This window comes from Herminiimonas contaminans, assembly GCF_015645465.1.
GTDB lineage: Bacteria > Pseudomonadota > Gammaproteobacteria > Burkholderiales > Burkholderiaceae_D > Oxalicibacterium > Oxalicibacterium contaminans.
In genome coordinates this window covers 119,674-146,670 of sequence record NZ_JADOEL010000004.1, presented here as the reverse complement: position 1 = coordinate 146,670, position 26,997 = coordinate 119,674, and the positions used below count along the sequence as shown (strand labels likewise).

The following is a 26,997-nucleotide window of genomic DNA, read 5'->3' as shown; positions in this document are numbered from 1 at the left end:
CGCCGCAAGCATTATCAAGTCCTTTAAAAACCCATAAAAAAAGCCCGCAGCAGCGGGCTTTTTTATCAACATCAGCTTGCTATCAGGCAGCAGCTTTCAAAGTTGTCAGGACGTCGTCCAGCATCTTCTTCGCATCGCCAAACAACATGCGGTTGTTTTCTTTGTAGAACAATGGATTATCAACACCAGCATAACCGGATGCCATCGAACGCTTCATGACGATAGACGTTTCTGCTTTCCAGACTTCCAACACTGGCATACCAGCGATCGGGCTGTCCGGATCGTCCTGCGCGTCCGGGTTGACGATGTCATTCGCACCAATAACCATGACTACGTCGGTATCAGGGAAGTCTTCGTTGATTTCGTCCATTTCCAGCACGATGTCGTACGGTACTTTCGCTTCAGCCAGCAGCACGTTCATATGACCAGGCATACGACCGGCAACCGGGTGAATCGCGAAACGCACATTGGTACCTTTAGCACGCAACAACTTGGTGATTTCGTTCACGGTGTGCTGAGCTTGCGCCACTGCCATACCGTAACCTGGAACGATGACCACGCTTTTTGCTTCGCGCAGCAGTTCTGCAGTTTCTTGTGCGCTAACAGGAGTAGCTTCGCCAACCTGTTCTTTCGCAGCGCCGCCCGCCTTCGGAGCACCGCCACCGAAACCACCGGCGATAACACTGAAGAAGTTACGGTTCATCGCCTGGCACATGATGTACGACAGAATCGCACCCGAAGAACCAACCAGCGCACCTGTCACGATCAGCAGATCGTTACCGAGCATGAAACCGGTAGCCGAAGCCGCCCAGCCAGAGTAGCTGTTGAGCATCGAAACCACGACCGGCATATCAGCACCACCGATCGCCATCACCATGTGTACGCCGAACAGCAAGGCGATGATGGTCATGATGATCAACGGTGTCATACCGCTAGCAACGTCTGGTGCATTCATGAATTCACGACCGAACCAGATCACGAGCAGCAAGCCGATCAGGTTGATGAAGTGACGTGCCGGCAGCATCAATGGCTTACCACCGATTTTGCCGTTCAGTTTGCCAAACGCAATCAGAGAACCCGAGAAAGTTACCGCACCGATGAAGATACCGACGTAAATTTCAACTTGATGAATTGCCTTCTCAGCGCCTTCCAGATGGATCGACGGATCGATGTAGCTGGCAAAACCAACCAGTGCAGCAGCCAGACCGACGAAGCTGTGCATCAATGCAACCAGCTCCGGCATTTCGGTCATTTTGACCTTCTTAGCAGCGTACAGACCAATCACACCGCCGACCAGCAGCGCCAGAATGATCCATGCATAGCCGTCTGCAGTAACGCGTGGGCCAAAGATGGTAGCGAGCACCGCAATGCCCATACCGATCATGCCGTACAAGTTACCGCGACGCGAAGTTTCTGGATGCGACAAGCCGCCCAGACTGAGGATGAAGAGAATGGTTGCTCCGATGTAGGAGACAGTAGCCAAATTTGCAGACATAGGGGTCTCCTTAATTCTTACGGAACATATCAAGCATGCGACGGGTGACAGCGAAGCCACCGAACATGTTGATTGCGGTCAAAGCGATACCAGCAGCGGCGAGGCACTTAATCAGCAACTCGGGACGCGCCATACCATCAGCCAACGGAGGAGCAACCTGTACCAGCGCACCGATCACGATGATCGACGAGATGGAGTTGGTAACGCTCATCAGAGGCGTGTGCAATGCCGGGGTAACATTCCAGACCACCATGTAACCAATGAAGCAACCCAGTACGAACACGGTCAAGTGACCGAGGAAAGCGGTAGGCGCACCCATGCCTATCAACGCAAACAACAGCGTTGCGAAGACAAACATTGTGACTACACGCTTAGGTGAGGAAACAGTGGTGCTTGGGCCATGACCGTGCGCAGGCGCAGCTGCCGGCGCTGGCTTGGCAGCTGGAGCAGCTACTGGTTTCGGCGGTGGAGGCGGCCAAGTGATGTTGCCTTCCTTGATGACGGTCAGGCCACGAATGGCTTCGTCTTCCATATTGACGTTGATAATGCCGTCAGTCGTCTTTTTACCTTCAGCGTCCTTGCACAGTTCTTCAGTCAGGCGCAGCAAGTTGGTCGAGTACAGCGTACTCGCCTGTTTAGGCAAACGGCTCGGCAGATCGGTGTAACCAACGATAGTCACACCATGTTTCACCACAACCTTGCCAGGTTCGGTCAGTTCGCAGTTACCGCCCTGCTCAGCCGCCATATCGACGATCACGCTGCCAGGTTTCATGGACTGAACCATTTCAGCGGTAATCAGTTTCGGAGCTGGTTTACCAGGGATCAGTGCGGTGGTGATGATAATGTCGCATTCCTTGGCTTGCTGAGCGTACATCTCACGCTGCGCAGCCTGGAAACCTTCGGACATGACCTTGGCATAGCCGCCGCCGCCCGAACCTTCTTCGTCATAATCGACCTTAACAAATTCGCCGCCCAGCGATACAACTTGATCGGCCACTTCGGCACGAGTATCGTTGGCGCGCACGATGGCGCCCAGGCTGGCAGCCGTACCGATCGCAGCCAGACCGGCCACGCCAGCACCTGCGATAAACACTTTAGCCGGAGCAACCTTACCTGCAGCCGTGATCTGGCCGTTGAAGAAACGACCAAAAGCATTGGCAGCCTCGATGACGGCGCGATAGCCACTGACACCGGCGGTGGAGGTCAAAGCATCCATCTTCTGCGCGCGCGAAAGCGTGCGCGGCAGCGAGTCCATCGCCAAAACGGTAACGCGTTTGGCGGCAAGCTGCTGCATCAATTCAGGATTCTGTGCTGGCCAGATGAAGCCGATCAGAGTGCTGCCTTCGCGAATCAGGCCGACTTCTTCGGCGCTTGGAGCACGTACCTTAAAGACGATATCGGACGTGGACCACAAGTTAGCAGCGCCTTGCACGATCTGTGCACCAGCTGCGCGGTAGGTATCGTCGCTGAAGTTGGCTTCGTCACCTGCACCAGATTCCACACTGACTGAAAAGCCAAGTTTGATTAGCTTTTCGACGACTTCTGGCACAGTGGCCACCCGTTTTTCCCCGGGAAATGACTCCCGTGGCACCCCTATAACTAAAGACATATAACATCTCTCATAGTTTGTTTAAATTCTGTATCGCCGCGATCAACAAATGGATAAAAACCCGGTTCTAGCTGCCCTGTATGGCGCGACCGGGTTTCTAAATTGTTACGACTACTAATCGCTATTTCTTCAGACCGGCGAATTTATTCTTTTCATCAACGAAGACAATCTTCGGTACATACGTTTCGACTTCTTCGTCTGTCATGGAACCGTAAGTGCAAATAATCAGCAAATCGCCCAGTTGTGCGCAGCGTGCGGCAGCACCGTTGAGCGAAATCTCGCCACTACCCTTGGCGCCCTTGATGGCGTAGGTGGAGAAGCGTTTGCCGTTATTAATGTTGTACAGCTCAATTTTTTCGCCAACACGGATGTCAGCGGCGGTCAGCAGGTCTTCGTCGATACCGCACGAACCCTCGTAATGCAGGTCAGCCTGAGTCACCGTTACACGGTGGATTTTTGACCTGAGCATGATACGTTGCATTTTTATTCCGTTTCGTTACTTAAAACTTTGCCTCGACGCCAAAGCCCGGCGAAGGCAAATCAATTAATGTGTAGTTCCTGGCGCTGCGCTTCCACGGTATGTGAGGCAGTCAACCATATGTTCCTGCAGCGAAATTTCCGCTCAGCGGCAGGGTATTTACCCGGGTCGGGCTAGCACCTGCCAACTTCCGTAGGGGTTTTACAAGGAAGCGAACTGATAAGCATAAGGCCAAATGCCCAGCATAGCAAAGACAAAAGTTGAGCAATCTTGACCTGACTCATTTTATTACAATATTTTCAGTCGGGGAAACATTGCGGGCAACTTTCCTTGGTGCGCGCTAAAATAGCGGGTTATTCCGAGGGACCCTATGCCTGATATCTGGAAACCATCTGTCACTGTTGCTGCCGTCGCCGAGCGTAATGGGCATTTCCTGCTGGTAGAAGAAGAGACCAGTGAAGGCGTACGCTTTAACCAGCCTGCCGGTCATCTGGACCCGCATGAATCGCTGGAAGAAGCCGTCGTCCGGGAAACGCTGGAGGAAACCGCTCACGATTTCACCCCTACCGCCCTGGTTGGCATGTATATGTCGCGCTATGTCTCTGCCCGCACCGGACATGATGTCACTTATCTAAGCTTTACCTTTTGCGGCGAAGTCGGCGCCAAACACGACCAGGCGCTAGATGTCGGCATCCTGCGCGCGGTCTGGATGAGCTACGACGAACTGGTCGCGACCCGGGAAAAGCATCGCAGCCCTTCGGTATTACAACGCGTTGATGACTATCTGGCTGGCAAGCGCGCGCCGCTGTCGCTGCTCATCACGCACCCATCCATCTACGAGGTAGTAAATAATGGCTAAAAAACGTGTCGTCATCGGTATGTCCGGTGGTGTCGACTCGTCCGTTTCTGCCTGGCTGTTAAAAGAACAAGGGTATGAAGTCATCGGTCTCTTCATGAAGAACTGGGAAGATGACGACGATTCCGAATATTGCTCGACACGCCAGGACTGGATAGATGCTGCCAGCGTGGCTGACGTCGTCGGCGTCGATATCGAAGCAGTGAATTTCGCTTCCGAATACAAAGACCGTGTCTTCGCCGAATTCCTGCGCGAATACCAGGCTGGTCGTACTCCGAATCCGGACGTACTGTGCAACGCCGAAATCAAATTCAAGGCTTTCCTCGACCACGCCATGCTGCTCGGTGCCGACATGATCGCCACCGGCCATTACGCGCGCGTGCGCGAAGTGACATCAGGTCCGGATGCCGGTCGCGTCGAACTGCTGAAAGCAGTCGATGCCAGCAAGGATCAAAGCTACTTCTTGCACCGTCTGAATCAGGCGCAGCTATCGAAGACCCTGTTCCCGCTCGGCGAAATCCGTAAAACCGAAGTACGCAAGATCGCGGAACAATTGAAATTGCCGAACGCCACCAAAAAGGATTCGACCGGCATCTGCTTCATCGGCGAACGCCCGTTCCGCGAATTCCTGAATCGCTACCTGTCGTATCAGCCAGGGCCGATGAAGACACCGGACGGCGTCACCGTTGGCGAACACGTAGGATTGAGCTTCTACACGCTGGGGCAACGCAAAGGCATAGGCCTGGGCGGCATGAAGTCGCACAAAAATACTGATGGCAATAGTGAGCCCTGGTATGTGGCGCGCAAAGATGTCGCGACCAACACTCTATATATAGTGCAAGGCCATGATCATCCATGGCTGCTGTCGTCCGAGCTGAGCGCCGGCCAGATAAGCTGGATCGCGGGTGCTCCACCTAGCGAGATATCAGTATCAGCCAAAACGCGCTATCGCCAGGCCGACGTCGCCTGCGAACAGCGCAGCGATGCCGAAGGCTTCTCCCTCGCCTTCGCCACACCACAATGGGCGGTCACACCCGGACAATCGGCAGTGCTGTATCAAGGTGATGTTTGCCTGGGCGGCGGCATCATCAATACTTCTTCCATCCCCGCCTAAACTATCGAATAGTGACCGGTTCGCTGATCACTATTCGATATCCGAACAAATCAGAAGTCAGCCTGATCCTTTTGATACAAGTCGATATATGGCCCTGCTGGTAAGCCCTGCCCTTTGGTAGTTACCGCAAGCGCATTTGCCTGCTGTGCCAAAGGCACATAGTTGGGTGCAGCCTTCGCAACCGCCGCCACCACCGCCTGCGCAATCAAGCCGGCTATCCCGCCACCGGAATTATTGTTTTGCGGTTGATAGACCAGTTTCTGGGTATTGCTCCACAAGGTCTGACCACTTGAAGTACTCTTCAGTACATAGTTCATTTCGACCGTAACAGTCGTTGAGAAGACCACGTATTGCGCATCCCAACGCTCGATCGTGATGTACATGACCGCGTCAGAACCAAACATCTTGCCCATTCTTTGCGGATCACCTGCATGCACCATATCCGCGTCGTTCAGGCCGTCGTCCTCCATCATGCGCTTAACCAGATGCACCGGGAAAACGTAATAGCCACGTTCAGCCAGAGGACGAGAAATAGTGGACAGGAAGTAGTCAGGAGCATTCACCTCCACACTGCGATTAATCGCAGGCACTACCAGGATCGAACGAGGCGCTTCCGTGCGCAAATCGGTGTAATCCTTCTTTTTGCTCATTTGCGTCGCGCAACCGCTCAAGCCTAAAACCAACACACACAGCAACAACGCTTTAATATTTCGTGACATCTCCGGTTACTCCTTACGTGCAGCAGATTGTTGAGTTGCGGAATTTGAAGCGATGCGAATCAGGTTATCCATCAGATACGTCGATTCCGGCCACTTTGCCTTTTCTTTTTCAAACTGCGATATCGCATCCTTGGACTTGCCTTCCTGCAGCATCAGAAAACCATATTCAGCATAGAGTCCCGGCGCAATCGGTTTCCCGGTCGCCTCAGAATCCGCAATCGTGCGCTGCAATTCGGCCGCATGCTCCGCCGATTTGGACGTGTCCTTGTAATACGAATACAAAGAGCCTTCGTAATTGCCCCAGTTATATTTGGCAGGCGCAGCGCAAGCAGTCAAAAGCAAGGAAACAGATAAAGCCAGCAATGAGTGCAGACGCATTATCGACCTCCCGCATTAACCGTTACCGTGCGAGATTCACCATTGCTGACGACAGCTTTCTCGGCATGCAAAGTGACATTACCCTGCTTGATCTCCACTTGATGCAAGCCCTCTTCGACTATCAGCTCGTTAGGTGCGCCATTGAATTGTTCCGCCTGCCCCATCACCAAACCATCGACCACCAGAACTGAACCAACTGGTGCACCTTTAATAATCAGGGTAGGACGTGGCGAACCAGTTTTAACTGAGGTTTCGGGTAGCGCACATGCGCTCAGCATCAAGGCGAGCGCCATTACAAAATAAGTTTTCATCTCTATTAATCCTTGTTTTCAGCAACAAATATCGTCGAACCTTTGGCCGGAACTGCGCTACCCGAAACGAGATCAGCGATTGCACCTTCATTTGTTTCGTTATCTCCGAACAAGCCAGTAATGCGCAAAGTACCGACCTTGGTCGGTGGCAAAGTGATGGCAAAGCCGGTTTGTTTGCTACTTACCGTTTCACCCTGCTGCATCACGGCCAAGGTGTCACCAACCTTCAAACCTTGACGGGCGCCACCAGAAACAAAGACCTGCTTGCCATTCACTTTGAGAATGTCAGTGCGCCAAGGGCGCTCCTCAAGCTTGGCGATCAACGCATTCTGTACATCCGAGATCGCGGCGCCGATCGCCCGATCATTCAACGTACCGTCGTAATCAGCCTTGCTACCGAAACCGGCAATCTCACCCGACTCACTAGTCGCCTCACCCGTTCCTGTTGCCGTAAAGAACAAAAAACCGGTACGTGCATCAACCAAACGAATTTCGATTTTTGCGCGTGCAGTCTGTATTTTTGTCGCGCTCAGGAATCCGGATTTCCCGGTCGTGCTACGACCAAACTCAGTAACAGAACCAAGAATCAATGTATCTACGCCGATCAAGTTTCCTTCTTTCAGCAACGCTTGTTCATTTTTGATTTTTTCGAGATCAGAACGCTCAAAGGTCAGGAATTTGTTTGAGCTGATAAGGCGGCTATTCAACATATCCGACGCTTGTTTGCCCAATGGATCCAGGTTGGCATCAACCTGGAAGGTCTTGCCGTAGCGGGTTTCGTTAGTAAAGCGACCGATCGCAATTTTTCGCTTCAGCGTCTTCACTTGAGGTGCGGCCACCTGTTTTTGCGCTTCGATCTGTTGTGCGCGACTTACGGGTGCCTCAACTGGCTGAGTTGGGGTAGATGTCACTGCACACGCGCCAAGAAATATCGGCGACGCTATAAAAAGCCATTTAATTGACATAAAAAATCCAGAATTGAAGGAGTAGAAATGGATACCGGTAGCCCGGCGTCAAGCGGTCGACAGCGCTTAGCTGGCGTGCATTGAATAAATTCGCAGATAGAACACGTGCTCTTCCCTTTGCTATAGCTAGCGTTTTTTATAGTTTGCGGCACGGAGGCCACATATTTTTACTAACGAAGACTATCCAGATAGTTTCCAAAATACAATGCCATTTTTATGGGATAGACAAAAAGTAGCGTGAATGCCTTATGAATCCAGATAGTTCTCTAGAAAACGTCGGCAAAGTCATTTCATTGGTCCTTGTGTACACTGTCTCGCAATTCATCGGCATGCACTGCCATTTTGTTCGGAGAAAAAATGCGTTTGTTCCCCATCGGTTACCTGGCTCTCGTCGCATCCGCCTTGCTCTTCATCGCCTCCCTCTTCTGCACCCCACATTTCGATGGCGCCTGGTGGCTGGTTGCACTGTTTGGTTTCCTCACTGTCGTCGGCATTGGCGACGTATTGCAAACCAAGCGCGCGGTGCTGCGCAATTACCCCATTCTCGGGCACTTCCGCTATATGTTTGAATCGGTGCGTCCGGAGATACGCCAGTATTTCCTGGAAGACGACGCCGCACCCAATCCGTTCTCGCGCAACCAGCGCTCGCTGGTGTATCAGCGCGCCAAACAAGCAATCGACAAGCGCCCTTTTGGCACACAGATGGATGTCTACCAAAGCGACTATGAATGGATCAACCATTCGATCGCACCTGCGAAAGTCGGGGCGCACGACTTCCGCATCACGATAGGCGAGGATCGTGCTCAACCGTATTCGGCCAGCATATTCAATATCTCTGCGATGAGCTTTGGCGCACTGTCAGCGAATGCGATACGCGCACTGAATCAAGGCGCGCAAAAAGGCGGCTTCATGCACGACACTGGCGAGGGCAGTATCAGCCGCTACCATCGCCCGGAGAATGCGAACGAAGCAGGTGGTGATTTGGTGTGGGAGATAGGCTCTGGTTACTTCGGCTGTCGCAATGACGACGGTAGTTTTTCGCCGGAAAAATTTGCGCTGAATGCGCAACTGCCTCAGGTCAAGATGATAGAAGTGAAGTTATCGCAGGGTGCCAAACCCGGTCATGGCGGCGTGTTGCCTGGTGCGAAAGTGTCACCCGAGATCGCCGCTGCACGTGGTGTGCCACTGGGCGTGGATTGCGTCTCCCCTTCGTCGCATTCCGCGTTTGACTCACCTATAGGTTTGCTGCAATTCATAGAACAACTGCGCACGCTCTCCAGCGGCAAACCAACGGGCTTCAAGCTGGCAGTCGGCCATCCATGGGAATTCTTCGGCATCGTGAAAGCCATGCTGGCGACCGGCATCACACCTGACTTCATCGTAATAGACGGCGGCGAAGGCGGCACTGGCGCAGCACCTGTCGAGTTCACCGATCATGTCGGCGTACCGCTGCAGGAAGCGCTCTTGCTCGCGCATAACACGCTAGTAGGTGCCAAGCTACGCGACAAGGTCAAGATAGGCGCGTCCGGCAAAATCGTTACTGCATTTGATATCGTGCGCACACTGGCACTCGGTGCAGACTGGTGCAACTCGGCACGTGGCTTTATGTTTGCCCTCGGCTGCATACAATCACAGAGCTGCCATACAGATCGCTGCCCTACCGGCATCGCTACCCAAGACAATCTGCGCCAGCGCGCGCTGGTTGTGCCGGACAAAGCCGAACGCGTCGCCAATTTCCATCGCAATACATTAAAAGCGCTCGCTGAACTGATCGCAGCCGCAGGCTTGCATCATCCTTCCGAACTGCGACCACATCACCTGGTACGCCGCGTCTCGGCGAATCAGGTCAAACTCGCTTCCGCACTGCTGCCTTATTTAGAGTCCGGCCAATTACTCAGCGAAGCAAATCCTGAGCGTGAATTGCCGGAAGTCTTTGGTAAATACTGGCCTATCGCGCAAGCTGAATCCTTCAGCCCCATCCATTAAAAAGCCCCCTCATATACGGCACCCCACAGGGTTGCCGTATATATCTCCAGCGTTAAGAAACCATTCAATTCCGGCGCTGAAATGCCCCTCGGGCAACTTTCCTTGTCCGTATCACCACAAATCCGATTTATTTAGCTCCCGACGATGCAAAGCCGAGCGAAAAAACTTGCAATCCATCGCCAAATGTCGAATAATCTAAACACGAATTGTTCTCATTTACATGAAAAGGTTGATCATGGCGATCTCGGCACCACGTGTAGCACTGGAAAATGTTCCTGCTCTACGTAATAACGCTGCAATGGAACAGCCAATAACACGCATTAACAGCCGCGACCTGTTCCGGCAAATGCGCGAAGTAGAAATAGCACACGAAGGGCGAATTTATCGCCTCCGTTTAACGCAGTTGAATAAATTGATTTTGACGGCATAACTAGCAGCATCGATTTGCAACTGAGCCAGCCCGTGCGCCACTTTGCACCAGCCAGCCAAACCAACCCAAAAGGAGAGTTTGATGGCAATCGAAAAAGCGGAGCAGGCACTACGGGAGCCTAACGCAGCACCGGCACAACCGGAATTATTAGTTTCAGCAGTTTTACACTTGATGTCGCATTACACCGCGAATAATCAGGAAAGCAGTTCGTGCATCAAGCTGGCCTCGGTCATAGAGCGACACTTGAAAGCACTGGCCGATCTGCCCGATCTGGCACCAGTGTTACGCGCAACCTGCCAACAGTTATCGGAACAATGGGCAACGGTGGTTGAACGAGCTATGCCACCACCGGAGAAATTTAAGTTGTTTACGCGCCTGGTAGCTGGAGCGCGTGTGAATTGAAGTAAAAATGCCGGGAAACCGGCATTAAATGTATAAAAGCACTGTCGTTTTTTGTATTTTTAACCTACAAAGAAAGTCACACGAGGCATCGATGATTGTTTGTGTTTGCAGAAATATTTCCGAGCGGAACATACGCCAGGCGGTTGATACTGGCACGACCTCGATGTCGCAATTGCGCAATGAGCTGGATTTGGGCACCTGCTGTGGCAAATGCCACTCCTGTGCAAAACGTGTGCTGCGCGAATGCCTTGCAGAGGTTCGCCCAACTCAACCTATAATGTTTCACCCTAACGCATTGGCCGCATAAGCAATTTCTTTATGAACGTAACAACAACCCAGTCGTCAGCACCGCTATTACCGCCTCACATATCACAGCAACTCAGACGATTCGGGCCCCTGATCGCTATCATTGCGATCCACATCGCTTTGTTTTACGCACTTCGCAGTGGCCTGGTACATCAGGTCGCTAAAGTCTTGCCGCGCGAAATCTTTGCTGACTTCATTACTGAACAACCTGCGCCTGCTCCAGCCCCGAAGCCAGCCGAACCAAAAACCGTTCCGGTCGTGAAGAAACAAGTCACGCGTCCGACACCGCGTCCGGTAGTGACAGAAGCACCGTCACCACAAGCCATTACCGAAAACGTTGCCCCGGCGCCGCCATCGAATGAGCCGCCATCGCCACCAACGCCTTCCGCGCCAGCAGCACCATCGGTTCCTGCAACGCCTAAACTGATTTCAGGTGTTTCATACATCAATCCACCACGCCCGGTATACCCGCCGCTCGATGCGCGCATGGGTAACGAAGGTACTGTGACCTTGCGTGTGTTGATCAATGAAAAAGGCCGCGCCGAGAAAGTTGAAGTACAAAAATCTTCAGGCTCATTGCGCATGGACGATGCAGCACGGGATGCCGTGATGCGCGCATTATTCAAGCCTTATTTGGAAGACGGGAGACCAGCTCCTGCCTTTGCTATCGTACCAATTAATTTCACGCTAAATAGATAAGAAGGAATCATCATGGAAGTCAGTCCGTACGGTTTAGAAAGTTTGTGGGCACAAGGTGACTTTGTCACCAAGGGCGTCGCAATATTGCTGGTCGCTATGTCGATCGCATCGTGGTACGTCATCGCCACCAAAGCACTGCAATTGATGCAGTACCGCCGCGCTGCACGCGCAGCTGGTCACGAATTCTGGGATGCAACCAGCTTGCCAGAAGGTGTAGCAACCCTGGGCGAAGCCAATCCATTCGCAGCAATCGCTGATGCTGGCGTAATCGCCATGCGTCACCACGAAGCACACAAAGGCCATCTGCACGATCAACTGTCGGTCAGCGACTGGATCACCCTGTCCCTGCGCCAGGCTATTGATGAAACTTCGGCCAAGCTGCAAAGCGGCATGGCAGTGCTGGCGTCGGTTGGTTCTACCGCACCGTTCGTTGGTCTGTTTGGTACCGTTTGGGGCATCTATCACGCGCTGGTCGCGATTGGTACTTCCGGTCAGGCGAGTATCGATAAAGTTGCTGGTCCGGTCGGTGAAGCGCTGATCATGACGGCGCTCGGTCTGGCAGTCGCGATTCCGGCAACCTTCGGCTACAACGCCCTGGTTCGCGGTAACAAGACAGTCATCGCCAAATTGAATAAATTCGGCTTCGACCTGCATGCATTGTTCGTCACCGGCGCTCGTGCCAACGACACCAATACACCAGGTGCAAGCGGCGCCAAACTGGTTGCCGTCGGAGGTGCATGATGGCAATGGGATCCCTGTCGGAAGAAGACGACTTCAATCCAGAAATCAACACCACGCCGCTAGTCGACGTGATGCTGGTATTGCTGATCATCTTCATCATGACCATCCCGGTGATGAATCATGCGGTGAAGCTCGATCTGCCGCACGCAGCGAACCAACCTAACGAAACCAAACCGGAAACCATCAACGTATCGATCGATGCTGCTGGCCAGGTTTACTGGAACAACGAAGTGCTGGATCAATCGCAAATGCTGTCACGCATTGCGGATGCAGCCAAAGTAACACCACAACCAGAATTGCATTTGCGTGCAGACCGCCTCACACCTTATGAGAAAGTCGCGCAAGTCATGGCAGCAGCACAGTCAGGCGGACTGACCAAAATGGGCTTCGTCACCGAGGCACCGAAGTAAGTAGCAATGGTTTTGCGGGCAGTCCCAATCCTGCCCTTAAGACCTGAAAATAACGCGCTCAGCAACTCGCTGCAGCGCGTTTTTTCTTGCCCGATTCCACGTTCGAGCCGAACCGCCCAACCCCGCGCAAAGCCGCGCCCAGTCTCACTTTGGCAATCGAAACACGAATGATTCCAGTTAGCAAAATGAAGCCAAATTGATCATATTTTGGACTTACTGAGCTATCATGTGCGTTCTTTGCTGACCGAGCATCTGGAGTAACGATAGCCAGATGCGCAGCAGCCCGTTTTCCACATCACTTTCGAGGATCCCATGAAAGGTGACGCCAATATCATCAAGCTGCTCAATGCGCAGCTTACCAACGAACTGACCGCAATCAACCAGTATTTCCTGCATGCACGCATGTACAAGCACTGGGGCTTTGAAAAGATTGCCAAGAAAGAATACGAAGAATCCATCGGCGAAATGAAACATGCCGACAAACTGATAGACCGCATCCTGATGCTGGACGGCTTGCCTAACCTGCAAGCACTGCACAAGTTGATGATCGGTGAAAACACACCGGAAATGCTGGGCTGCGATTTGAAACTGGAAAAGCTCGCGCAAAAAACCGTCAAAGAAGGCATCGCAGCATGTGAAGCCAGCGGTGACTATGTATCGCGTGAACTGTTCCAGTACATTCTGGACGACACCGAAGAACACATAGACTGGCTGGAAACACAACTCGACCTGATCGAAAAAGTCGGCATCCAGAACTACCTGCAAGCACAGATGATCAACGAGTAATACTGCTGTTGGCATCAACTACAAAAAAGGGCGCGCACAGCGCCCTTTTTTATTCCAGACTTATCCGCCCTGCTGCACCACTCCAAACCCACTCTTCTCACGCTATGATCGACGCCCTACGAATCGGGCTCGACCAAACATACCGCGACGTCGACACCCTGCCCTTTAATTCTTTTTTGGAATACCTATGCAAGGTGACAGCAATATCATCCGGCTGCTGAATGCGCAGCTCACCAACGAACTGACCGCTATCAATCAATACTTCCTGCATGCGCGTATGTATCAGCACTGGGGCTTTGAAAAGATAGCGAAGAAGGAATACGAAGAATCCATAGGCGAAATGAAGCATGCGGACAAATTGATAGACCGCATCCTGATGCTGGATGGCTTACCTAATCTGCAGGCACTGCATAAGCTGGGCATAGGCGAAAACATCGAGGAAATGCTGAACAGCGATTTAAGGCTGGAGAAGGCGGCGCAAGCGACGGTGAAGGAAGGCATCGCGGCGTCGGAAGCCTGCAGCGATTATTTGTCGCGCGAACTGTTCCATTACATCCTGGAAGATACCGAAGAACATATCGACTGGCTGGAAACGCAACTCGGCTTAATTACCACCATAGGTCTGCAAAACTATTTGCGCGCCCAATTAAGCGCCGAATAGTAGAAGTAAGCAGTTGCTTACAAAAACAAAAAGGGACGCAAGGCGTCCCTTTTTTTGATGCAATACCAGCTTATTTGGTCGGTACGGTTTCCTTGAATGAAGGACGCTCCGACAATTTTTCCAGCAATTTTTCCAGGTTAGGATATTCAGTGCGCCAGCTGATTTCCGGGAAACGGAAAGTCAGCCACTCCAGCACGCAACCCACTGCCACATCGGCCAGCGTGTACTGGTTGCCAGCGCAGAAAGCAGTATCCTTCAAGCCTACCGACATCGCTTTCAAGCCGTCATGCACCTTGCGGGTCTGACGATCTATCCAGGCCTGGCTACGTTGTTCTGCCGGACGCAAAGTATGTTCGAGGCGCAACAACATGGCAGCATCCGCCACACCATCAGCCAGCGCTTCCCAGCATTTGACTTCAGCACGTTCACGGCCATTCGGCGGTATCAGTTTGCCGACTGGCGTCAGAGTATCCAGGTATTCGACGATCACGCGAGAATCAAACATCGCGCCGCCATCTTCCATCACCAGGCACGGCACTTTGCCGAGCGGATTGGATTCTTGTATCGTGGTTTCAGCACCCCACACGTTTTCAAGAACGAAATCGTAATCGATCTTTTTTTCCAACATGACAACACGTACTTTACGTACGTAAGGGCTGGCGAGAGAACCAATCAGTTTCATAGACGCTTTACTTCTAAAATCGGAAGGCGATTATAACATCGGCCCCGAGCTAAAACCCGCCATCTCCGCCCCCACCCAGATGTCGCTTTCAGGCTATATGTGGCGCTGAAGTGGTAGAATGTCGGCTTCCTCAATTTATGCCGTTTTTGTATTTCCGGCAGCTTTTTCAATCACGTCACAGCGCTAGTCGCCCATCATCATGCCTCTTTCCACGCTTTCCGCCCTGTCGCCACTCGATGGCCGTTACGCCAGCAAAACCGATGAATTGCGTCCTATCCTGTCTGAATCAGGTTTTATGCATCACCGGGTAAAAGTGGAAATTGCATGGCTGCAAGCTTTGTCGGCAGCTGGCTTTGCTGAAATCAAGCCGTTTTCGGCCAGCGCCAATGCATTGCTGAACAAACTGACGACCGATTTCACCGAAGCCGATGCACAACGCATCAAGGATATCGAAGCGGTCACCAACCATGATGTCAAAGCGGTTGAGTACTGGCTCAAGGAACAAGTCAAAGACGTACCTGAACTGGTCGCTGCGACTGAATTCATCCACTTCGCCTGCACTTCGGAAGACATCAACAATACTTCGCACGGCATGATGCTCAAGGCCGCACGTGATTCCGTCCTGGTGCCGGCACTGCAAGGCCTGATCAGCAAACTGACACAACTGGCGCACGACAATGCAGCCGTGCCTATGATGTCGCGTACCCACGGCCAGCCAGCCAGCCCGACCACCCTCGGCAAGGAAATGGCGAACGTGGTGGCACGCCTGAAGCGCGCGACCGACCGTATCTCTGCAGTTGAAATCCTCGGCAAAATGAATGGCGCAGTCGGCAACTTCAATGCGCACTTGTCAGCCTATCCTAACCATGACTGGCAAGCCTTCTCGAAAGAAGTCATCGAGAAACGCCTGGGCCTGACCTTCAACCCGTACACCATTCAGATCGAACCGCATGACTACATGGCGGAATTGTTCGATGCCATCGCGCGTACCAATACCATCCTGCTGGATTTGAACCGCGACATCTGGGGCTACATCTCGCTCGGTTACTTCAAGCAATCGACCAAAGCCGGTGAAATCGGTTCGTCGACCATGCCGCATAAAGTCAATCCAATCGACTTCGAAAATTCCGAAGGCAATCTGGGTATGGCTAACGCCGTCTTGAAACACATGGCAGAGAAGCTGCCTGTTTCGCGCTGGCAGCGTGACCTGACCGACTCCACCGTACTGCGCAACATCGGCGTCGGCTTTGGCTACGCACTGCTGGCCTATGACAGCTGCCTGCGCGGCCTGAACAAACTGGAAGTCAATCCGGTCCGTATTGCACAAGACCTGGATGAAACCTGGGAAGTATTGGCAGAACCGGTACAAACCGTGATGCGCCGTTACGGCATCGAAAATCCTTACGAGCAATTGAAGGACTTGACCCGCGGCAAGGGTATTTCGAAGGAAGCGCTGCAGGAATTCATCGTCACCCTGGCAATTCCGCAAGAAGCCAAGGATCACCTGCTGGCCATGACCCCTGCCAACTACATCGGCTACGCCACCAAACTCGCAAAAGAGATCTAATTAGTGTCCCAGCCACTGAAGCCTATTAAAACAGGCTTCAGCACGCTGGGATTTATTTTGCTATATTAGTTCTAATTTGAACTAATAAGCAAAACACTATCTATGCGCCGCTACACCCTGACTGCAATTGCGCTGCACTGGCTCATGGCGATCCTGATCATCGCCGCCTTCTGGCTGGGCCTGACCATGGTCGATATTCCCGGCCTGACTCCTACCAAACTCAAATATTTTTCCTGGCATAAATGGCTGGGAGTGACCGTGTTCGGCCTCGCCTGTCTGCGTTTGCTCTGGGCGCTGGGCCATCCGGCGCCGGCACATCCACCTGGCATGGCTGACTGGCAAAAGAAAGCTGCACGTGTCTCGCACGGCCTGATGTATGTATTAATCTTTGCGGTACCGCTGTCCGGCTACTTCTACAGCCTGGCTGCAGGCGTACCCGTGGTCTATCTCGGCATCGTGCCACTGCCGGTATTCATCGGCCCGGATCCTGAATTGAAGGCCTTGCTCAAGCAAGTGCATTACGCCTGCAATGTCGTTCTGCTTATCGTTTTTTTCCTGCATATACTGGCTGTCATCAAACACCAGCTCATAGACCGCGACCGCACGCTGCAACGCATGCTGCCGTAAATATATTTTTACCGAAAGGATTACCCATGTTCGTTCGTTCCCTCTCCAGCCAAACCACCCGCTGGCTGGCCATTGCCGGTATCGCGCTGGCGCTACCGGCACTCGCCGCTACCGCACTGAAGACAGATCCGGCCAAAAGCAAAGTCAGCATCACCTTCAAGCAACTGAATGTACCGGTCGAAGCGACCTTCAAAAAATTCAACGCACAGATCACCTATGACGCAGCCAAGCCAGACACCTCCAAAGCCAACGTCGAGATCGACGTCAACGGCTTCGATCTGGGCGACCCTGAATACAACCGCGAAGTATTGAAAAAAGAATGGTTTAACGCAGCACAATTCCCGAAAGCGACTTTCGTTTCCAGCCAGATCAAAGCTGGTGCAGCAGGCAAACTGGATGTCACCGGCAAGCTCACCATCAAGGGCAAAACCACTGACGTCAGCTTCCCGCTCACAGTCAAAAAAGAAGGCAGCAACCAAGTCTTTGAAGGTGTATTACCAATCAAACGCCTGACCTACAACATCGGTGAAGGTGAATGGAAAGACACCAGCATGGTAGCCGACGAAGTCACGATTAAATTCCGTGTCGTCGCGGCGCAATAAGCAGTTCCGGTAACAAAAAATTAATTAACCCACACAGGAGTCATTTGAATGAAATCCAAACTTGCACTGATCTGTTTGCTGGCCGCTGGCGCGAGCTCCGCATTTGCACAAACCTACACCATCGATCCTAGCCACACCTACCCTAGCTTCGAAGCTGACCACATGGGCATCTCGTTCTGGCGCGGCAAGTTCGAAAAAACCAGCGGCACTGTAGTGCTCGACCGTGCAGCAAAAACCGGTTCGCTGGACATCGTCATCGATGCAAACTCGATCGACTTCGGCCATGCCAAGATGAATGAACACGCCAAAGGCAAGGACTTGTTCAACGTAGAGAAATTCCCTACCGCGACCTACAAAAGCAAATCGATCAAGTTCGATGGCGACAAGCCAGTTTCGGTTGATGGTGAATTGACCCTGCTGGGCGTCACCAAACCAGTGACCCTGACCATCAACAAATTCAAATGTATCCAGCACCCTATGCTGAAACGCGAAGTGTGCGGCGCCGATGCATCTGCTGAATTCAAACGCAGCGATTTCGGCCTGAATTACGCTTTGAACTATGGCTTCTCGCCTGACGTCAAACTGGCGATCCAGGTTGAAGCAGTCAAAGCAGACTGAGTAAGCGTAGCGATTGTGTAATCCTGAAAGCCGACGTTATACTCCGTCGGCTTTTTTATTTTTATGGACAGTAACTGGGTTTATGGCTGAACGATATCTCCGCAGCATCCGTCTCCTGGCTGAGTGCTTTCATGCATTCGAACGCCAGTCGGGCGCCAATATACGCTGCCGTACCGGCTTGACACCATCACAGTTCGACATCATTGCCACGCTGGGCAATACCTGCGGCATGAGCTTCAAGGAACTGGGAGAAAGAACACTGATTACCAAGGGCACCCTGACTGGCGTGATCGACCGTCTGGAAGAGAAAGGCCTGGTAACACGCGTCACCCAGGTCGAAGACCGCCGCAGCACGCTGGTCAAACTGACCGCTGCCGGTGATGCCGAATTCCATCGCGTATTCAGCCAGCAAATCGCTTTTGGCAAACAATCCTTCGTGAACTATGAGGCGCAGGATTTTGATGCTTTGGATCGCGAGCTGACCAAGCTGCACGCCAACCTGACAGGCAGCGAACCCAAACAAAAGTACTGAATTGACAGTCACTGACAGCCAATAAAAAAGCCGGCATATGCCGGCTTTTTGTAGCTACAGTGCTTAGACGACTGCACCGTCGTGTTCGTCTTTTTCCTTGACCGGCTTCAGCAAGTCTTCGCGCTTCACGCCCAGCCACATCGCCAGTGCTGCCGCAACGAATACCGAAGAGTAAATACCGAAACAGATACCGATGGTCAGTGCCAATGCAAAGTAATGCAGGGTAGGACCGCCAAAGAACAGCATCGACAACACCATCAACTGGGTCGAGCCGTGAGTAATCACGGTACGCGAAATAGTCTGGGTAATCGCATGGTTCAGCACTTCTGCGGTTGGCAATTTGCCGAAACGACGATCCCGGAAGGTTTCACGTACCCGGTCAAACACCACCACCGATTCATTGACCGAGTAACCAAGTACCGCCAGCACCGCCGCCAATACCGTCAGTGAGAATTCCCACTGGAAGAAGGCAAAGAAACCGAGAATAATCACCACGTCATGCAAGTTGGCGAGGATCGCTGATACCGCGTACTTCCATTCGAAGCGTATCGCCAGGTAAATCACGATACCGATCACCAGCATGCCCAGCGCCATCAAACCATCATGCGTCAACTCCTCGCCCACTTGCGGACCGACGAATTCAACGCGCTTCAGTTCAACCGTACTGTCCTGCGCCTTCAACGCACCGATCACGCGTTCGCTGATCTGCGCCGAGTCTGCATTCTTTTGCGCCGGCAAACGGATCAATACGTCTTGTGCAGTGCCGAAACTTTGCACTTGCATATCGACATAGCCGAGCTCAGTCAGCTTGCCGCGCACGCCTTCAATATCGGCTGGCTGCGAATAGGTGACTTCCATTACCGTACCACCGGTAAATTCAATCGACAGATGCAAACCCCGATGCAGCAGGAAGAATACGGCAGCGACAAACGTCAGCGCAGAGATGATGTTGAAAATCAACGCATGGCGCATGAACGGGATATCTTTTTTGATGCGGAAAAACTCCATCACTTCCCTCTCAGTGCGACCGCCGCTGTGTATATATCAGCAGGCGGTCTGTCTAAATACAATTCAGTAGTTACAGCTGAAGCGTCGACCTGACGCTTCATTTTTCAATATCAGTCGGCCGGCTTCCAGACCTGACCGATGGATACCGATGTCAATTTCTTCTTGCGGCCATACCAGAGGTTGACCACGCCACGCGATACGAACACGGCAGAGAAAATCGAAGTCAGGATACCCAGACAGTGCACTACCGCGAAACCGCGCACCGCACCGGAACCGAAGATCAACAGTGCCAGGCCGGCAATCATGGTGGTGACGTTGGAATCGAGAATGGTTGCCCACGCACGTTCAAAGCCCATCGCAATCGCCGTCTGCGGTGAATGTCCGGCTCGTAACTCTTCGCGTATCCGCTCGTTAATCAGCACGTTGGCGTCAATCGCCATACCGAGCGTCAGCGCAATAGCGGCGATACCCGGCAAGGTCAGCGTCGCCTGCAACATGGACAACAAGGCAATCAGCAGCATCAGGTTGACTGCCAGCGCAAATACACTGAAGAAACCAAATGCGCGGTAGTAAATGATCATGAAGATGCCGATGGCGATGAAGCCGTACAGCGTCGCATCAAAACCTTTCTTGATGTTTTCCGCACCGAGCTGAGGTCCGATGGTACGTTCTTCGATGATTTCCATCGGTGCTGCCAACGAACCGGCGCGCAACAGCAAAGCGAGGTCGCTGGCTGCTTCAGCCGAACCCATGCCAGTGATCTGGAAGCGTGCACCCAGTTCATCACGGATGGTCGCAACGGTCAGGACTTCACCCTTGTTCTTTTCAAACAGCACGATCGCCATCGCCTTGCCGACACGGGTACGTGTCGCTTCACGCATGCGGCGACCACCGTCACCATTCAGGTCGATACTGACCGATGGCTGATGGTTTTGATCGAAGCTGGCCGAAGCGCTAGAGATGTATTCACCGGTGATGATCGGATCTTTGTACAGAACGACAGGTGCGTTCTTGCCGACTTTAAACAGCTCGGAACCGAAAGGTATCGCAGCAGTTTCTTCGGTACCGCGGGTAACCGATTCATCCACCAGGCGGACTTCCAGGGTCGCGGTTTTACCGATGATGTCCTTGGCGCGCGAAACGTCTTGCACACCAGGCATTTGCACCACGATACGATCAGCACCCTGACGCTGGATCAGCGGCTCGGTCACGCCCAGTTCATTGACACGCTTGGACAAGGTGGTGATGTTTTGCTGAACCGCGTCTTCTACTGTTTGTTTCAATGCGGTCGGATTCAGGCTACCAACCAGTTTCAGGTCTTCACCGCTGCCTGCATCAGTCAGCACCAGTTCACGCAATTCATTGCCCAGCACGGTACGCGCCTTGTTGCGGGTATCGGCATCACGGAACGAGATTTCCACATTGTCGCCACTACGTGCGATACCGGCATGGCGAATGTTCTTGTCGCGCAAGATGCTGCGGGCGCTGGCTTGCAAGCCGAGTACGCGCTTGTTCATCACTGCCTTGATATCGACCTGCATCAGGAAGTGCACACCACCGCGCAAATCGAGGCCAAGGTACATAGGTGCAGCGTTCAGGCTTTGCAACCACGATGGCGTATTCGGCAACAGATTGAAGGCGACCAGGTAGGTCGGATCTTCCGGATCAGTATTCAGGTCTTTTTCCAGTATGCCTTTGGCTTTGAACTGGATATCGGTATTCGGGAAACGCACGCGGACGGTACCCTGGGTACCTATCGTTTCATAGACTATCCCGTCGTACTGGATACCGTCTTTTTTCAGCGCCTGCTCAACCTGAGTGATCAGGGAACTATCTACCTTGATGGTAGCTTTGGCACTGCTGATTTGCACCGCTGGCGATTCGCCGAAAAAGTTAGGCGTCGTATACAACACACCCAACAGGAGTGCGACAGCGATAATTATGTACTTCCAGAGGGGATAGCGATTCATATTGATTCAGGGTTCGGGGTGGAACGTCAGACAAAAATCAACCCCACGTCCGCCTGGCGGAGGTGGGGCGTTTAACCCATTACAGCGATTTGATCGTACCCTTAGGCAACAAGGTAGTGACTGCGCTTTTTTGAATCACGATCTCGGTACCGTCTTGTACTTCCAGCGACAAGTAGACATCGGAAACCTTGGTGATCTTGCCCAGGACGCCGCCTGCTGTTACGACTTCATCGCCACGTGTTACGGCTTCGATCATGGCCTTGTGTTCTTTTTGACGTTTCATCTGTGGACGTATCATCAGGAAGTACAGCACAACGAACATCAGGATGATAGGAACGAATTGGGCCAGATTGCCCATGACGCCGCCGGCGGCAGTTGCAGCGTAAGCGTTGGAAATAAACACGTGTATGCTCCAGAGTGTAGTAAGGGTTTATAAATATGGGTCGGTTATTTTAGCACTGGAAAATCGCTTTTCCGGTGCTGACTGATTTTCATTATGGAAAGTTCAGCTTCCGCGTGCGCGATCTGCATGGAATTGGCTCACAAAGAGCTGGAATCGCCCTTCGTCTATCGCTTCCCGCATCTCTCGCATCAGGTCCAGATAGTAGTGCAAGTTATGTATCGTATTCAGTCTGGCCCCCAGAATTTCGCCGGTACGATGCAAATGATGCAAGTAAGCGCGTGAAAAATTGCGGCAGGCATAGCAGGAACAGCTTTCATCCAGCGGTTTCTTGTCATCCTTGTAACGCGCGTTCTTGATCTTGATATCGCCAAAGCGGGTAAACAACCAGCCATTACGGGCATTGCGCGTAGGCATCACGCAATCAAACATATCCACACCATTCGCCACGCCCGCCACCAGGTCTTCCGGTGTGCCGACGCCCATCAGGTAATGCGGCTTGTTCGCTGGCAGGCGCGGGCCGACGTGCTCCAGCACCCGCATCATGTCTTCCTTGGGCTCACCGACCGACAGGCCGCCGATTGCCACGCCGTGGAAATTCAGCTCTTCCAGCCCGGCCAGCGACTCATCGCGCAGCATTTCAAACATCCCGCCCTGTACGATGCCGAACAGGGCATTCGGGTTTTCTTCGCGATTGAACTCGTCCATCGAGCGTTTCGCCCAGCGCAGCGACATGCGCATCGACTTCGCTGCTTCTTCAGCCGTAGCCGGACGACCGTCGATCTCATAGGGTGTACATTCATCGAACTGCATCACGATGTCGGAATTCAGCACGCGCTGGATTTGCATGGACACTTCCGGCGACAGGAATAATTTATCGCCGTTGATAGGCGATGAAAAATGCACGCCTTCTTCGGTGATCTTGCGCATCTCGCCCAGTGAGAACACCTGAAAACCGCCGGAATCCGTCAGGATGGGCTTATCCCAGCCCATGAATTCATGCAGCCCACCGAATTTGGCGATGATGTCATTGCCCGGACGCAGCCACAGATGGAAGGTGTTGCCGAGGATGATTTGCGCATTGATCTCGTTCAGCTCCAGCGGCGACATCGCTTTCACCGAGCCATAAGTACCGACCGGCATGAAAATAGGCGTTTCGATGACACCGTGGTTCAGTGTCAGTTGGCCGCGACGTGCTTTACCGTCGGTTTTAAGTAATTTGAAATTTAGCATGGTGGCATTCTGGTCAAAAACATCGCATCGCCATAGCTGAAGAAACGATAACGTTGGGAAATGGCGTGTTGGTATGCAGCACGAATAGTGTCGTAACCGGCAAAGGCCGACACCAGCATCAGCAAGGTGGACTTCGGCAAATGGAAATTGGTAATCAGGCGCGTGACCGTTTTAAAGGTATAGCCCGGCGTAATGAATAAACGCGTATCGGCACTACCTGCCTGCAGCACCCCGCTTTGCGAAGCCGATTCCAGTGCGCGCATGCTGGTCGTGCCGACCGCCACCACATTGCCGCCAGCGGCTTGCGTGGCTTGTACCAGATCGACTGTTTGCTGCGAGATGGTGTACCACTCGCTATGCATATTGTGCTCGGCCAGGTTTTCACTACGCACCGGCTGGAAAGTACCGGCACCGACGTGCAGAGTGATGTAAGCCAGCTTCACGCCTTTCGCAGTCAGCGTATCCAGCAAATCCTGGTCGAAATGCAGACCCGCAGTCGGCGCCGCTACTGCACCCGGCGTCTTCGCATACACGGTCTGGTAGCGCGTTTCATCGTAGGCGTCGGCCGCATGTTCGATATACGGCGGCAAAGGCAGACGGCCATGCGCCTCGATCAGCTCGAATACATCATCCGGGAATTGCAATTCGTAAAACTCACCGGCGCGCTCGCCGACGATCACATCGAATGCATCAGCGAGACGTATGCGCATACCGACCACAGGTGACTTGGACGCGCGTATCTGCGCATGCACATTGCGCTGGTCTATCACGCGCTCAACCAGCACTTCAACCTTGCCGCCGGTTTCCTTGACGCCAAAGAAGCGCGCCTTCAGCACACGGGTGTCATTGAATACCAGCAAATCGCCAGGTGACAGCAAGTCGACGATGTCGGCAAAATTACGGTCCGTCATTTGCGCAGGCAGAACCTGCAGCAGGCGCGAAGCACTGCGCTGCGCCAATGGTGTTTGCGCAATTAACTCTTGCGGCAAATCGAAATCGAAATCGGAAAGTGAATACATACAACTTTGATGTTTGAAAACGTCGTTAAAAATGTCATGCATATCGCATGACGGCTTCGGTTTTACTGTCCGAGGTGTGACGCAGACAAATTTGTTTGCAGCAATCGCGCGGCAGAACTGCTATGGTTGCAATGCTTGCAGTCTCGGCCTTACATGTGTTGCCACACGCAAGACACATGAAGTCATCGCAAAACCTGCTATTTTACGCCCTGCCGCCCATTTTCGGCCCGATATGCCTGTACTGAAGAAAAAGCCCGCCACTGTTGCCAAAAAGACTAGCAAAACGACCAAGTCGGCGGCTCCGACACGCGCAGAGAAAATCGACGACAAGCTGATCAAGCTCGGCCTGCGCTCGGACATGGATAAAGTCCTGCATCTGCCGATGCGCTATGAAGATGAAACCGAAATCAAAAGCATCGCCCAGGCTGGCTTCATCTTTGGCCGCCCGGTGCAGGTAGAAGGCGTAGTTACTTCCTGCGAAGTCGCGTTTCGGCCACGCCGGCAACTGGTGGTAACCATCTCTGATGACACCGGTCAGTTGGTCATGCGCTTCCTGAACTTCTACGGCAGCCAGGTCAAGCAAATAGCCGAAGGCAACCGGGTGCGCGCCCGTGGTGAAGTGCGACATGGTTTCTTCGGTGCGGAGATGGTGCACCCCAGCTACAAGATGGTGGTCGAAGGTGCGCCACTACCCGCTGCGCTGACGCCGGTCTATCCGGCCGGTGAAGGCCTGTCGCAAACCATACTGCGTAAAACCATAGTCGACGCCATGACGCGCATAGAGTGGCGCGATACATTGAGCGACAAGCTGCGCACCGAACTGGACCTGATGCCGTTCGAACCAGCAGTACGCCTGTTGCACAACCCGCCGCCGGATATCGATGAAAGCGCATTGGCGGATCGCTCACATGCGGCCTGGGTCAGGATGAAATTCGATGAATTGCTGGCACAGCAGCTATCGATGAAACGGGCACAAATGGCGCGCCGCGCCAAAGGTGCGGCGGTACTGCCAACCATAGGAAAACTGTCCAAGGCTTTCCTCAAGCAACTGCCATTTAAACTGACCGCCGCGCAACAACGCGTGCTGGAAGAAATCCGCGCCGACCTCAAGCAATCCTTCCCCATGCAGCGCCTGTTGCAAGGTGATGTCGGCAGCGGCAAGACCGTGGTCGCAGCACTGGCGGCAGCACAAGCAATCGACAGTGGTTTCCAGGCCGTGCTGATGGCTCCGACTGAAATCCTAGCCGACCAGCACTTCCGAAAAATTGCGGGCTGGATGGAACCGCTGGGTGTGAATGTCGCATGGCTGACCGGCAGCCTGAAGAAGAAAGAAAAACTGGAAGCCAAGGAGCGCATAGAGGCCGGTACTGCCCAGCTCATCATAGGCACGCATGCGCTGATACAGGAAGACGTGCAGTTCGCCAAACTTGGCCTGGTCATCGTCGATGAACAGCATCGCTTCGGTGTCAGCCAGCGCCTGGTACTGCGCAACAAAGGCGTGGACACCAATGCGCACGCCACACAACAAACCATACCGCATCAATTGATGATGTCGGCCACGCCTATTCCGCGCACACTGGCCATGACTTACTACGCCGACCTTGAAGTCTCGGTGATTGATGAGCTGCCGCCCGGACGTACGCCTATCGTGACACGCGTGATCGACCAGAATCGCCGTGATGAAGTGATAGAGCGTGTACACGCCGCCGCACTGGAAGGACGCCAGGTTTACTGGGTCTGCCCGCTGATCGAAGAATCGGAAGCGCTGCAATTGCAAACCGCGACCGATACGCACCAGACACTGGTTGCAGCGCTGCCTGATTTGCAGGTCGGCCTGGTGCACGGCCGCATGAAGCCTGCCGAAAAGCAGGAAGTAATGGACGCCTTCACCCGCGGCGAAATCCACTTGCTGGTTGCTACCACCGTAATTGAAGTCGGCGTCGATGTACCAAATGCTTCATTGATGGTGATCGAACATGCTGAACGCTTTGGCCTGTCGCAATTACATCAGTTGCGTGGTCGGGTCGGCCGTGGTTCGGCTGCCAGCGTGTGCCTGCTGCTATATCAGGGGCCGCTCGGCATGGTGGCCAAACAACGCTTGGGCATCATGCGCGAATCAACTGACGGCTTTGAAATTGCGCGCAAGGATCTGGAAATACGTGGCCCGGGCGAATTCCTCGGCGCGCGTCAATCAGGCCAGGCGATGCTGCGTTTTGCCGACCTCGAAACCGATCAATGGCTGGTGGATCGTGCGCGCGATCTGGCGCAAACCCTGTTGCGGGATGACCAGTCTACCGTCGATGCACATCTGGCGCGCTGGCTCGGTGCACGTGAGGACTACCTGAAGGTATAGAATAGGCTACTCAATCGCTCTATACTCAGGTACAGACCCG

30 protein-coding genes are annotated in these 26,997 nt (G+C 53.2%); 17 read left to right on the top strand and 13 right to left on the bottom strand.

Features of this window, described 5'->3' with window-relative positions:
• Positions 1-82 precede the first annotated feature (82 nt).
• The 3 genes from pntB to panD all read right to left on the bottom strand — a co-directional run bounded on the left by pntB (position 83) and on the right by panD (position 3,585).
• The gene (gene pntB, locus IXC47_RS07385; protein WP_175626986.1) at positions 83-1,495 is read right to left on the bottom strand and encodes a Re/Si-specific NAD(P)(+) transhydrogenase subunit beta; all 1,413 of its coding nucleotides are present in this window, start codon (positions 1,493-1,495) and stop codon (positions 83-85) included.
• 10 nt (positions 1,496-1,505) lie between these two features.
• On the bottom strand, positions 1,506-3,104 hold the full coding sequence (locus IXC47_RS07380; RefSeq protein WP_175626985.1) for a Re/Si-specific NAD(P)(+) transhydrogenase subunit alpha: 1,599 nt from the start codon (positions 3,102-3,104) through the stop codon (positions 1,506-1,508).
• Positions 3,105-3,225: 121 nt separating this feature from the next.
• On the bottom strand, positions 3,226-3,585 hold the full coding sequence (gene panD / locus IXC47_RS07375) for an aspartate 1-decarboxylase (protein WP_012078240.1): 360 nt from the start codon (positions 3,583-3,585) through the stop codon (positions 3,226-3,228).
• 367 nt (positions 3,586-3,952) lie between these two features.
• Between panD and IXC47_RS07370 the strand changes: the two genes are divergently transcribed.
• Together IXC47_RS07370 and mnmA are read left to right on the top strand one after the other, a co-directional pair.
• Complete coding sequence (locus tag IXC47_RS07370; RefSeq protein WP_175626984.1) at positions 3,953-4,441, top strand: NUDIX hydrolase; 489 nt, start codon at positions 3,953-3,955, stop codon at positions 4,439-4,441.
• Complete coding sequence (gene mnmA, locus IXC47_RS07365) at positions 4,434-5,552, top strand: tRNA 2-thiouridine(34) synthase MnmA (RefSeq protein WP_175626983.1); 1,119 nt, start codon at positions 4,434-4,436, stop codon at positions 5,550-5,552. Before IXC47_RS07370 ends, mnmA begins: the two co-directional genes overlap by 8 nt.
• Positions 5,553-5,602: 50 nt before the next feature.
• Here mnmA and IXC47_RS07360 read toward each other — a convergent pair whose 3' ends face one another.
• The 4 genes from IXC47_RS07360 to IXC47_RS07345 are packed head-to-tail and all read right to left on the bottom strand — an operon-like array spanning position 5,603 to position 7,871.
• On the bottom strand, positions 5,603-6,271 hold the full coding sequence (locus tag IXC47_RS07360) for a DUF799 domain-containing protein (RefSeq protein ID WP_175626982.1): 669 nt from the start codon (positions 6,269-6,271) through the stop codon (positions 5,603-5,605).
• Between the two features lie 6 nt (positions 6,272-6,277).
• Positions 6,278-6,634: a DUF4810 domain-containing protein gene (locus IXC47_RS07355; RefSeq protein ID WP_195875158.1), complete on the bottom strand. Its 357-nt coding sequence runs from the start codon at positions 6,632-6,634 to the stop codon at positions 6,278-6,280.
• A 14-nt stretch (positions 6,635-6,648) separates the two neighbouring features.
• The gene (locus IXC47_RS07350; RefSeq protein WP_175626980.1) at positions 6,649-6,960 is read right to left on the bottom strand and encodes a hypothetical protein; all 312 of its coding nucleotides are present in this window, start codon (positions 6,958-6,960) and stop codon (positions 6,649-6,651) included.
• Positions 6,961-6,965: 5 nt separating this feature from the next.
• Entirely contained in the window at positions 6,966-7,871 is a 906-nt protein-coding gene (locus IXC47_RS07345) for a CsgG/HfaB family protein (protein WP_326838389.1), read from the bottom strand.
• Positions 7,872-8,282: 411 nt separating this feature from the next.
• Between IXC47_RS07345 and IXC47_RS07340 the strand changes: the two genes are divergently transcribed.
• From IXC47_RS07340 to bfr (IXC47_RS07300), 9 genes are all read left to right on the top strand, one after another.
• Positions 8,283-9,911, top strand: coding sequence for an FMN-binding glutamate synthase family protein (locus IXC47_RS07340; protein ID WP_195875156.1), 1,629 nt, complete (start codon positions 8,283-8,285; stop codon positions 9,909-9,911).
• Positions 9,912-10,146: 235 nt separating this feature from the next.
• The gene (gene hemP / locus IXC47_RS07335) at positions 10,147-10,341 is read left to right on the top strand and encodes a hemin uptake protein HemP (protein ID WP_175626977.1); all 195 of its coding nucleotides are present in this window, start codon (positions 10,147-10,149) and stop codon (positions 10,339-10,341) included.
• Between the two features lie 81 nt (positions 10,342-10,422).
• Positions 10,423-10,743, top strand: a complete 321-nt coding sequence (locus IXC47_RS07330) for a hypothetical protein (protein ID WP_124575611.1) — start codon at positions 10,423-10,425, stop codon at positions 10,741-10,743.
• Between the two features lie 91 nt (positions 10,744-10,834).
• Positions 10,835-11,050, top strand: coding sequence for a (2Fe-2S)-binding protein (locus IXC47_RS07325; protein ID WP_124575612.1), 216 nt, complete (start codon positions 10,835-10,837; stop codon positions 11,048-11,050).
• 11 nt (positions 11,051-11,061) lie between these two features.
• Complete coding sequence (locus tag IXC47_RS07320; RefSeq protein WP_175626976.1) at positions 11,062-11,748, top strand: energy transducer TonB; 687 nt, start codon at positions 11,062-11,064, stop codon at positions 11,746-11,748.
• Positions 11,749-11,760: 12 nt separating this feature from the next.
• Positions 11,761-12,489, top strand: coding sequence for a MotA/TolQ/ExbB proton channel family protein (locus IXC47_RS07315; protein WP_124575614.1), 729 nt, complete (start codon positions 11,761-11,763; stop codon positions 12,487-12,489).
• Complete coding sequence (locus IXC47_RS07310; RefSeq protein ID WP_175626975.1) at positions 12,489-12,899, top strand: ExbD/TolR family protein; 411 nt, start codon at positions 12,489-12,491, stop codon at positions 12,897-12,899. The genes IXC47_RS07315 and IXC47_RS07310 overlap by 1 nt, the downstream gene beginning before the upstream one ends.
• 312 nt (positions 12,900-13,211) lie before the next feature.
• Positions 13,212-13,685, top strand: coding sequence for a bacterioferritin (gene bfr, locus IXC47_RS07305; protein WP_175626974.1), 474 nt, complete (start codon positions 13,212-13,214; stop codon positions 13,683-13,685).
• A 187-nt stretch (positions 13,686-13,872) separates the two neighbouring features.
• A complete protein-coding gene (gene bfr, locus IXC47_RS07300; protein ID WP_175626973.1) occupies positions 13,873-14,346 on the top strand; it encodes a bacterioferritin in 474 nt (157 codons plus the stop codon).
• Positions 14,347-14,416: 70 nt separating this feature from the next.
• Here bfr (IXC47_RS07300) and IXC47_RS07295 read toward each other — a convergent pair whose 3' ends face one another.
• Entirely contained in the window at positions 14,417-15,028 is a 612-nt protein-coding gene (locus IXC47_RS07295; protein ID WP_175626972.1) for a glutathione S-transferase N-terminal domain-containing protein, read from the bottom strand.
• A 199-nt stretch (positions 15,029-15,227) separates the two neighbouring features.
• On the opposite strand from IXC47_RS07295, the gene purB reads away from it, so the two are divergent.
• The 5 genes from purB (at position 15,228) to IXC47_RS07270 (ending at position 18,974) form a co-directional block, all read left to right on the top strand.
• Entirely contained in the window at positions 15,228-16,595 is a 1,368-nt protein-coding gene (gene purB, locus IXC47_RS07290; protein WP_195875155.1) for an adenylosuccinate lyase, read from the top strand.
• A 102-nt stretch (positions 16,596-16,697) separates the two neighbouring features.
• Positions 16,698-17,222, top strand: a complete 525-nt coding sequence (locus tag IXC47_RS07285; RefSeq protein WP_175626970.1) for a cytochrome b — start codon at positions 16,698-16,700, stop codon at positions 17,220-17,222.
• A gap of 26 nt (positions 17,223-17,248) precedes the next feature.
• Entirely contained in the window at positions 17,249-17,824 is a 576-nt protein-coding gene (locus tag IXC47_RS07280) for a YceI family protein (protein ID WP_195875154.1), read from the top strand.
• A 48-nt stretch (positions 17,825-17,872) separates the two neighbouring features.
• A complete protein-coding gene (locus tag IXC47_RS07275; protein ID WP_175626968.1) occupies positions 17,873-18,442 on the top strand; it encodes a YceI family protein in 570 nt (189 codons plus the stop codon).
• An 82-nt stretch (positions 18,443-18,524) separates the two neighbouring features.
• Complete coding sequence (locus IXC47_RS07270) at positions 18,525-18,974, top strand: MarR family winged helix-turn-helix transcriptional regulator (RefSeq protein ID WP_175626967.1); 450 nt, start codon at positions 18,525-18,527, stop codon at positions 18,972-18,974.
• 63 nt (positions 18,975-19,037) lie between these two features.
• On the opposite strand, the gene secF is transcribed toward IXC47_RS07270, so the two are convergent.
• The 5 genes from secF to queA form a co-directional block, all read right to left on the bottom strand.
• A complete protein-coding gene (gene secF, locus IXC47_RS07265; RefSeq protein WP_175627113.1) occupies positions 19,038-19,982 on the bottom strand; it encodes a protein translocase subunit SecF in 945 nt (314 codons plus the stop codon).
• A gap of 110 nt (positions 19,983-20,092) precedes the next feature.
• Positions 20,093-21,952, bottom strand: a complete 1,860-nt coding sequence (gene secD, locus IXC47_RS07260) for a protein translocase subunit SecD (RefSeq protein ID WP_195875153.1) — start codon at positions 21,950-21,952, stop codon at positions 20,093-20,095.
• Between the two features lie 79 nt (positions 21,953-22,031).
• Positions 22,032-22,310 carry a preprotein translocase subunit YajC gene (gene yajC / locus IXC47_RS07255; RefSeq protein ID WP_230089454.1) on the bottom strand — a complete coding sequence of 93 codons (279 nt, stop codon included), beginning with the start codon at positions 22,308-22,310 and terminating at the stop codon, positions 22,032-22,034.
• 147 nt (positions 22,311-22,457) lie between these two features.
• Positions 22,458-23,585, bottom strand: a complete 1,128-nt coding sequence (tgt, locus tag IXC47_RS07250; protein ID WP_175626964.1) for a tRNA guanosine(34) transglycosylase Tgt — start codon at positions 23,583-23,585, stop codon at positions 22,458-22,460.
• On the bottom strand, positions 23,579-24,604 hold the full coding sequence (gene queA / locus IXC47_RS07245; RefSeq protein ID WP_195875152.1) for a tRNA preQ1(34) S-adenosylmethionine ribosyltransferase-isomerase QueA: 1,026 nt from the start codon (positions 24,602-24,604) through the stop codon (positions 23,579-23,581). The genes tgt and queA overlap by 7 nt, the downstream gene beginning before the upstream one ends.
• Positions 24,605-24,836: 232 nt before the next feature.
• Between queA and recG the strand changes: the two genes are divergently transcribed.
• On the top strand, positions 24,837-26,957 hold the full coding sequence (recG, locus tag IXC47_RS07240) for an ATP-dependent DNA helicase RecG (RefSeq protein WP_195875151.1): 2,121 nt from the start codon (positions 24,837-24,839) through the stop codon (positions 26,955-26,957).
• Positions 26,958-26,997 lie beyond the last annotated feature (40 nt).